At 49.8% G+C, this 8,607-nt stretch carries 6 protein-coding genes and 3 tRNA genes; 4 read left to right on the top strand and 5 right to left on the bottom strand.

The features are described from left to right. Positions 1-225: 225 nt before the first annotated feature. The 4 genes from NDA01_RS30655 to NDA01_RS30640 form a co-directional block, all read right to left on the bottom strand. On the bottom strand, positions 226-495 hold the full coding sequence (locus NDA01_RS30655) for a hypothetical protein (RefSeq protein WP_348231018.1): 270 nt from the start codon (positions 493-495) through the stop codon (positions 226-228). After that, entirely contained in the window at positions 467-919 is a 453-nt protein-coding gene (locus tag NDA01_RS30650; protein ID WP_348231017.1) for an ISAs1 family transposase, read from the bottom strand. Before NDA01_RS30650 ends, NDA01_RS30655 begins: the two co-directional genes overlap by 29 nt. A gap of 183 nt (positions 920-1,102) precedes the next feature. Further along, a complete protein-coding gene (locus tag NDA01_RS30645; protein WP_348231016.1) occupies positions 1,103-1,534 on the bottom strand; it encodes a tyrosine-type recombinase/integrase in 432 nt (143 codons plus the stop codon). Between the two features lie 199 nt (positions 1,535-1,733). Continuing rightward, the gene (locus NDA01_RS30640) at positions 1,734-3,842 is read right to left on the bottom strand and encodes a sensor histidine kinase (RefSeq protein ID WP_431193593.1); all 2,109 of its coding nucleotides are present in this window, start codon (positions 3,840-3,842) and stop codon (positions 1,734-1,736) included. A 350-nt stretch (positions 3,843-4,192) separates the two neighbouring features. On the opposite strand from NDA01_RS30640, the gene NDA01_RS30635 reads away from it, so the two are divergent. The 4 genes from NDA01_RS30635 to NDA01_RS30620 all read left to right on the top strand — a co-directional run bounded on the left by NDA01_RS30635 (position 4,193) and on the right by NDA01_RS30620 (position 6,852). Beyond that, a tRNA-Val gene (locus NDA01_RS30635) sits at positions 4,193-4,267 on the top strand. A 5-nt stretch (positions 4,268-4,272) separates the two neighbouring features. Continuing rightward, positions 4,273-4,372 (top strand) — tRNA-Arg (locus NDA01_RS30630). Between the two features lie 106 nt (positions 4,373-4,478). Continuing rightward, positions 4,479-4,553 (top strand) — tRNA-His (locus tag NDA01_RS30625). Positions 4,554-4,653: 100 nt separating this feature from the next. Further along, complete coding sequence (locus NDA01_RS30620; RefSeq protein ID WP_348231014.1) at positions 4,654-6,852, top strand: sensor histidine kinase; 2,199 nt, start codon at positions 4,654-4,656, stop codon at positions 6,850-6,852. Positions 6,853-6,984: 132 nt separating this feature from the next. Here NDA01_RS30620 and NDA01_RS30615 read toward each other — a convergent pair. Next, positions 6,985-8,607 (bottom strand): hybrid sensor histidine kinase/response regulator (locus tag NDA01_RS30615; protein WP_348231013.1); only part of this gene is annotated, 1,623 nt, incomplete at its 5' end.

The following is an 8,607-nucleotide window of genomic DNA, read 5'->3' as shown; positions in this document are numbered from 1 at the left end:
TGCTACTCCAAATCAGTTGAGATGTTGAAGTGTTCACTTCGGTTGCTGCTGCATTATTTGAAGTATCGAACAATTCCTCTCTCAGCTTAAATCATTACCTATTCAGCAACGCCCATGCGACAGACAGCACTTTTGCGTTCTCCACCTTGAAACGCTTCAATCGCTTTTTGCCGCAGGTCGTAACTGTAAGGGGCAGGCATAGTTCTATCCCAACACTTCTCTCCTTCAGAATAACGTCCTAACACAGCTATGTAAGGCTATATTAGTGGGTGTGGGTAAAGGCTTGTCCATCGCGCACCCCCAACGCTCCACTTTCAACCAACGGTGCACATCCTGCCATTGCTCTGCCCAGTCCCCTAGTTCTTGGTAGAGCGACACCCGTCGATGCACCCGCCGCTCATGAGTGCGCTCAAAGTGCTCAGCCACCTCGGTAGGTGCTTGAGCTTGAGCCCATGCCACCAACCAGCTATACAACTTGGGATGGTTGGCTTTCACACACAGCAGATAATGGGCCTCCTGCTGGGGTAGGCGCTCGACCGTTTTCTTGGGTGTGCAAGGCATCCGCGGTCACCACGGCACCTGACAAATCGAGGACTTCGAGCAGTTGCTGAACTACGTGCAACTCACTGATGACCTTGTTCTCCATCGGTTGAGAGTGGAGGACAAAGCCACACTTGTGGCTGAACAAACTCACTAACATGACAAAGTTCTGCTGGTGGGTCTCGTAATCAGTGACACTGCCCTTAATACTTTTGCCATCCACCGCTAGCCATTCTCCGGGCTCAATGGGGACGTACTGCTGTGCCCATTGGTTGAAGACTTGGGCGAACACCTGAAAATCTAACTCCAGGATGACCCGCCGAAAAGTCGAATGCCCTCTCACTCGACTTTTCGGCGGGTGATTCAGATGCTGGCACACTTGCGCTCCATAGAGTTGACTGAACTCCGCGAGAGGACGGTACCCCTAGTAGCCAGACATCGCCCCAACAATCATCAGCAGTAAGATAAACCACAACTGATGCCGTTTGCCTCGAAGCTGGCGAAATTCGGGTACCGTTTGCAGTAGTTCGACTAAAGACATGGTGGATCCTCACCCCTATCTTTAGCTTGCTTTTTCTATATCCGTATGAAACAGTCCTGCCACCAGCCCCAGGCGATCGCACGTCTCCCTGAGAATCTCATCGGCTGACTTGGGATTGATGTGCCCGCGCCCATGCCGTCCGGGGAAGAGATACTGCTTGCTCGCCCCCGCTCGGTACATCTCCAGATATCCCTTGAGAACCGCACTAACTGGAATTTGCCGCGTCTCCTGCTTTCCCTTAGTGTTGGCCTTACGCAGAGTAATCTTCATTCTGACTCCGGATGCGTCATAAGCATCGGTAGTGAGCATCGAGCAAGCCTCACTAATGCGACATCCAGTGTAGAGACAGATGCCAAAAAGGGCTCGATCGCGATCGCCCTCCAGTGCTTCAAACAACTTGCCAATCTCGCCGGACGGTAAAACCTTAGCTTGGCCGTGACCATCTACCTTCATTGAGCAGCCTCAACAATTACCTGAACTAACTGTAATTTCTTCAGGTAACAGGGTCAAAGCATTGACACTTCGTTGTTACATTCAATTGGGTAAGTGCAGTTAATCCCAGCTTCTCGCTCAAAATCGCTGTAACCCTGATTCTGTCGTTGACTGATAAGTTTTACTTAATTCCTTGGCTCTGTCAGCGTCACCTTTACCTCTAAGTTGCTGAAGGGATTGGTTGCTGCCAAGGAATCCGAATCCTGAACTCAGTTCCTTCTCCAGGAGTTGAAAAACATTCCAGTTTGCCGTTATGTTTCCCCGTGATGATCTGGTAGCTGATAGACATCCCCATGCCAGTCCCTTTGCCCAGCGCTTTAGTCGTGAAGAAGGGGTCAAAGATACGTTTTTGCACCGCTTGCGCCATGCCCACGCCGTTGTCCACGATCGCCACTTCTATCCAAGCTGCATCAGCCATTGATGTGCGGATGGTGATGCGACTGGGATGGTCTTTCAGCTCTTGATACGTCTGCTTGGCGTTGTTCTCTTCGATCGCATCAATAGAATTAACCAAGATGTTCATAAACACTTGGTTGAGCTGCCCGGCGTAGCATTCTACTAGCGGTAGCTGAGCATAGTCTTTGACAACCTCCACTTCGGGTCGGTCGGATCTGGCCTTGAGACGATGTTGCAGAATCAGCAGCGTGCTGTCGATGCCTTCATGAATATCCACAGCCTTAAATTCCGCTTCATCCATACGTGAGAAGTTGCGTAAGGACAGAATAATCTGCCGAATGCGATCGGTTCCTAGCTGCATCGAAGCCAGTATCTTGGGCAGGTCTGCTTGCAAAAATTCCAAGTCCATCTCTTCCGCTGCTGTTTGAATCTCAGGAGTAGGATGAGGATAGTACTTCTGATACAGCTGTATGAATTCTAGCAAGTCTTCAGTGTAGTCCTGTACATGAGTCAGGTTGCCGTGAATGAAGTTGACTGGATTATTGATTTCATGAGCGACTCCAGCCACGAGTTGCCCCAGACTCGACATTTTTTCGCTCTGCACCACTTGAGCCTGGGACCGCTGCAATTCTGCCAAAGTATGTTTGAGTTCAGCCGTGCGTTCCTCGACTCGCTCCTCTAAGACTTCCTTGCTGTGCTCTAAAGCTGTGAACAGCTCCCTCAGCCGTCCTGCCATGTGGTTGAAGGAGTGAGACAGCGTATTAAGTTCTTGAATATTGCTGGGTTCTACCGCTTGCTCTAGATTGCCCGAAGCCATTGCTTTACTGGCTTGATTCAGACGCAGAATTGGATGAACCAGCCAACGAGAGGTGAAGAAGCCCAGGATAGAGGCAACCGCTAATGCACCAAAACAAAGCGCGATCGTGGTGCGTGTATTCGCATTAATTTGCGCCATAAATGCACTCTCAGGCACACTCACCACCAATAGCCAGTCCAAGCCATATTCATCACGCCAGAGCATCACATTAACAAAATGCTGTTCTCCTTGTACCTCTAGCTTAAAGTCTGCGTCTTGAGCGATGGTTTGAAATTTATTAGAAGTCTGAAGCTGTTTAGCAATGGTTTGAACAACGGGATTGGGGCTCTCAATTGCTTGCAATCGCTGCACCTGGTCCTTGACTAAAGTAAAGGGCTTTTCTATCCCAGAGTTCGCGATCAGAGCACCATCCCGCTCGACTAGAAACACTTGTCCAGATTTGCTGATATCTAAGCCACGTAAAAAATCACTCAGTTTCAGCAAATGGATTTCGGTGCCAATCATGCCGAGTAAACGATTTTGCGAATCGTAAATTGGCCGAGTGGCAGCAGCTGTAATGTAGGGGCTGTCAGAAAGATTTGCTGTGTAAATTTTTCCCCAAATAGGCTTCCCTGCCGCAATCGGCTCAGTGTACCAGGGTTGCTTGAGACTATCGTAATCCCAACGGGCGTTCAGCTTCGTCTGATTCCCTTGACTATCCGTGGCGTAGTTGTAAAGATTTTTGGGCAGTTGAGCTGTCCATTCCTCACGCGTGATGTTTTTATCATAGTGAGCGACTCCAAATCCCTGTCCGCTTGTCAGTCCAATCCCGGTATAAGTCAGGTTGTATACCTGCATCTGATCCCAAAAGTGCTTTGCCACAGTCTCGCGATCGCGCACATCCAGAGTGCCTCTACGGATGGCATCGGCATTCATCCGGTTCAGCATTTGAGGAATCGCGAGATAAGACGTCAGGCGTTCGTTGACCACATCGCTGGAACGATCAATTAGCTGTTCGGCCAAGTCATTGACTGCTTTCTGGCCGTTCTTGAAGGACAAATAACCAACGAGACCCACAGCTCCAAAAATCTGAAGTACGAAGGGCACCACAAGAACGATCTGTAGTGGAAAGGCCTGATTTCTTGGGGACTGTCGGAGCTTCATTATAAAAAGGGAAATCTTACATTCATCTCTCGCTTGTTTATAGAATTCCCACAACTGCATCCGGATAACTAGAGACCTGATGCAGTTGTGATACTCAGTAGAGCGGTTGTTCCGGAAGAACTCGAGTTCCACGTTTCACGGCACTAGTTCCAAGCTAAAATAAGGTAGCCCGACTCGCGATCGCCATTAGTGTCGAAGTGTTTCTTTCACTCTCTAAGAGGAACAAGATGGCATAGAGTTAGACTCTCGCCATTCGCTCTTGTAATCCTGTAGCTCAACGGTGGAGCATCTGTCCTACAAACAGAGGGTTGCAGGTTCAAATCCCATCAGGACTACCAATCATGGGAGTGTCGCCTAACGGATAAGACAACTGTCTTCTAAACAGTTTTATGCAGGTAATGCCTTCGGCAACGCTCCGCGAACGACTCCTGCTATTCCTGCCACTCTTGGAACCATAGCTCAACTGGAAGAGCGTCCGCCTTGCAAGCGGAAGGTTAGGGTTCGACTCTCCGTGGCTCCACTGTGACTGTTGGCGAAGCCGCTCCCTGCGTAGCTACCCGAAGTGGTGGAGGGGATGGTTTATGACACCAGTGTTAGCGAGTTCAACCCTCGTCAGTTCCCCCACCTTAGAATGGCAATTGTCTGTGCCCGCTTCAACCAAGTTATTTGTGTGGGTGTCAAGGGAATTTTATCAACAACTAGATGTAAAATTCCCTTGCCGATAATGAAAATTCAGCAGTTCCTCCGAGGTAAGGCGTTTCCATTACAACTTGTTCTCGTCGTTCCCTTCGTCCTCCAGATTTTTACAGCTGTGGGTCTCGTCGGTTATTTGTCTTTCAAAAACGGACAGAGCGCGGTCAATGACTTGGCAGAACAGTTGATGGCTCGCACGAGCGATGTTGTGGATGAACACCTGAAGTCCTATCTGGCAATTCCCCACGCCCTCAACCAAATCAATGCAGACGCTATCCGTCGGGGAATTTTGAAGGTGGGCGATCGTGAAACCGTTGGTAAGTACCTCTGGGATCAGGTTCAGGCTTATGACGTAACATACATCGGTATTGGTTTACCTACAGGTGGGGGAATCGCGGCAGCTAGTTATGACGGCAAAACTACCACTATCGATGATTGGACGACTGAGCCGTCTAAAACCAATACCAACTACGCTACGGATACGCAAGGCAATCGCACTCAGGTTAACGCTACGTGGGATTGGGATAATCTCACCGAACCTTGGTATACCGAACCCGTTGCTGCTGGTAAACCTATTTGGGCAAAGGTTACTACTTCAAACCTTCCAACGGGCCCCTACATTGCTGCCTCTGCCAGCCGCCCTATCTACGATTCGCAAAATCGCTTGCTGGGAATGATTGCGGTTGATATCCACCTGTTGAAACTTAGTGATTTCCTCCGTGATTTAAATATCAGTCAGTTTGGGCAAGTATTCATCATGGAGCGGGACGGCACCTTGATTGCTAACTCTGGCACAGACAAGCCCTTTACAATCATTGACAAGAAAATTCAACGGTTGCGGGCGATCGATAGCTCTGATCCCATTGTCTATACCATTGCTAAACACCTCCAAATGTCTGACGGGCCTAAATTCATTGCCCAAAACCAAGACTTTCAACTTGATGTTCAGGGAAAAAGGAATTTTATTCACGTTGTGCCCTGGCGCGACGACTATGGCTTGGACTGGTTAGTGGTCACGAGTGTGCCAGAAAATACATTCATGGCACAAATCAATGCCAATACGCGCACCACGATCGCGCTGTGCTTTGGGGCCTTGGTAGTTGCCACTGGCCTGGGCTTGTTCACCTCTCGTTGGCTGGTTCATCCGATTCTCCGTCTGAATCAAGCTAGTGAAGCGATGGCCTCTGGTAATCTAAACCAGGTAGTAGCAGCCAGCAATATTCAAGAACTCAATACGCTGTCCCATTCCTTCAACCACATGGCAGGACGGCTGAGGGAGTTGTTCACAGCTTTAGAGCACGGCAAAGAAGAATTGGAAAACCGGGTCGAAGAACGCACGGCTGAACTCAAACATGCTTTGGCAGAATTGAAACGGACTCAGGCTCAAGTAGTGCAAGGTGAGAAAATGTCGAGCCTTGGGCAGCTTGTGGCTGGAGTGGCTCATGAAATCAATAACCCAGTTAACTTCATTCACGGCAATCTCACCCATGTGCAGGAGTACACGGAGGATTTATTAGAATTCGTGCAGCTGTATCAGCAGCATGAGCCCAACCCTGCTCCTGAGATTCAATCAGTAGCTGAAGATATCGATCTAGAGTTTTTGCAAGCAGACCTACCAAAAATGCTGGCTTCGATGCGACTGGGTACTGATCGCATTCGCCAGATTGTCCTATCGTTGCGAAATTTCTCTCGCATGGATGAAGCTGAATTCAAAGCGGTTGATATTCACGAAGGGATTGACAGCACCCTGATGATTTTGCAACATCGCCTCAAAGCTACATCCGAACGACCAGAAATTGAACTGGTCAAAGACTATGCTGAACTACCGCTCGTAAAGTGCTATGCCGGACAGCTCAACCAAGTGTTTATGAACATCTTGGTCAATGCCATTGATGCGATCGAGGAAAACAACGCCAAACGCACTTATCAAGAGCTGAAAGACCATCCCAGCCGTATTACCATCCGCACATCAATGGCTGATGCTGCTTCGATAGAAGTAGCGATCGTGGACAACGGCGTGGGCATGGCGCAAGCGGTGCAAAAACGTATCTTTGACCCCTTCTTCACGACTAAAGCGCTGGGGAAGGGTACAGGGATGGGGATGTCGATTAGCTACCAAATCATTACCGAAAAACACATGGGTAGACTGGAGTGCATTTCAACACCTGGCAGGGGCACTGAATTCGTGATTCGAATGCCGCTCCGCCAAGCAGGGCAGCAAGCAACTTAGCGGCTCATCGTCTCTCTATCGCTCTTCACCAGGGCGATCGCGCTGTGAGAGCTTGATCACTGAGTTATGTAAAGACTGCCTGTATATAGCTCAACTCAAAGCACGGGTAAACGTAACACTCCTCCAAGGCAATCAGAAGCTGAGAGACGCGATCGCCCTCACTAATACTTCTGGCTCCACAGGCTTTGTGAGGTGAGTTTGAAATCCGGCCAGAAGTGCCTGTTGCTGATCCATTTCTGTAGCATAGGCAGTCAGGGCAATGGCTGGAATCATGCCACCTTGATGGGAGGGGCGCGATCGAATTTGCTGGAGCAGCATGTAACCGTCCATCTCAGCCATGCCAATGTCACTCACCAACACATCCGGAGTTGATTGGTCTAGTGCTTGCAAGGCTTCTAGGCCAGAAGCAACAGATGTTACCCTAGCTCCACTTTGTTCCAACACAAAAGCTTCAAACTCACGCGTATCTGGCTCATCATCCACTAACAAAATTTGAACGCCCTCTAGCCGCAGGCCTGCATCTGTTTTGGGTGGAATTGGGTCAGATATGAACGGTGCTATGCGCATCGTTGGCAATTGCACAATGAAGGTTGCGCCTTGCCCTTCGCCCTGGCTCTCTGCCTGCACTGTGCCTCCGTGCATCTCAACAATTTGCCGCGCGATCGCCAGTCCTAATCCCAACCCACCAAATCTGCGCGTGGTAGAACCATCCTCTTGGAGAAAATACTCAAACACGTGAGGCAAGAACTGCGGATGAATGCCTTTGCCCGTGTCAGTGACTCGAACTTGCACCAGTTGATCGAGTTGCCGCAGTTCAACGGTGACTTGTCCGCCACTGGGTGTGAATTTAACGGCATTGGTTAGCAGGTTCCAGATCACCTGCTGTAACCGGGCGTCATCTCCAGAAACAAGGGCAACTTCCGGGGCAAAATCCAGGATGATTTGAATATTTTTTGCTTCTGCGGCTAACCGTACAGTTTCTACAGCCGCAGAAATGATAGAGGTCAAACTAATGGGAGCTACGGTTAGAGATAATTTGCCCCGCATGATGCGAGAGATGTCGAGCAAGTCTTCGATCAATTGCGTTTGGAGTTTGGCATTTCGTTCAATGGTTGCTAAGGCTTCCCTTTGACGAGTTGCATCCAGTTTGCCAGCCTGGAGTAGTTGAGTCCAACCCAAAATCGGGTTGAGAGGCGATCGCAACTCATGGGACAGCACCGCCAGAAATTCATCTTTGATCCGATTGGCGTTCTCAGCGGTTTCTCGGGCGGTTTGTTCTCGCTGTAAGAGTTGTTCTCGCTCAGCTTGGGCGCGTCTAAACTCTTCGATGTCTGTGCTCGTGCCAAACCACTGCACAATTTGTCCTTGTTCGTCCCGAATGGCGATCGCCCGCGAGAGAAACCAATGATAGGTCTGAGCCGCTCCATGCTTCAAGCGAAATTCAGCTTGATAGGGTGCCCCTGTCGTCAGCGCCATCTGCCACAGAGCGATCGTGGCCTCAAAGTCATCAGGATGCATCATTTGAGTGGCACAGTGGATGTCTTGAGTCTGCTCTAGGCTCAGCCCGGTGTAGGTTGTCCATTGCTGGTTCACATACTGCGTGTTGCCTTGAGCATCGGTCATCCAAACCTGTTGCGGCATGGCATCCGCGAGCTGGCGAAATTGCGCTTCCCGTTGCAAAAGGGTGGCTTCTGCCTGCTTGCGCTCGTGGATATCCACCGAGGCACCGAACCAACGGATAATCTCGCCCGTTTG

The sequence above is a fragment of the Trichocoleus desertorum AS-A10 genome (genome assembly GCF_039962155.1).
Classification (GTDB): Bacteria; Cyanobacteriota; Cyanobacteriia; order FACHB-46; family FACHB-46; genus Trichocoleus.
The sequence above is the reverse complement of the archived record's forward strand: the minus strand, read 5'-3'. Positions and strand labels throughout refer to the sequence as shown.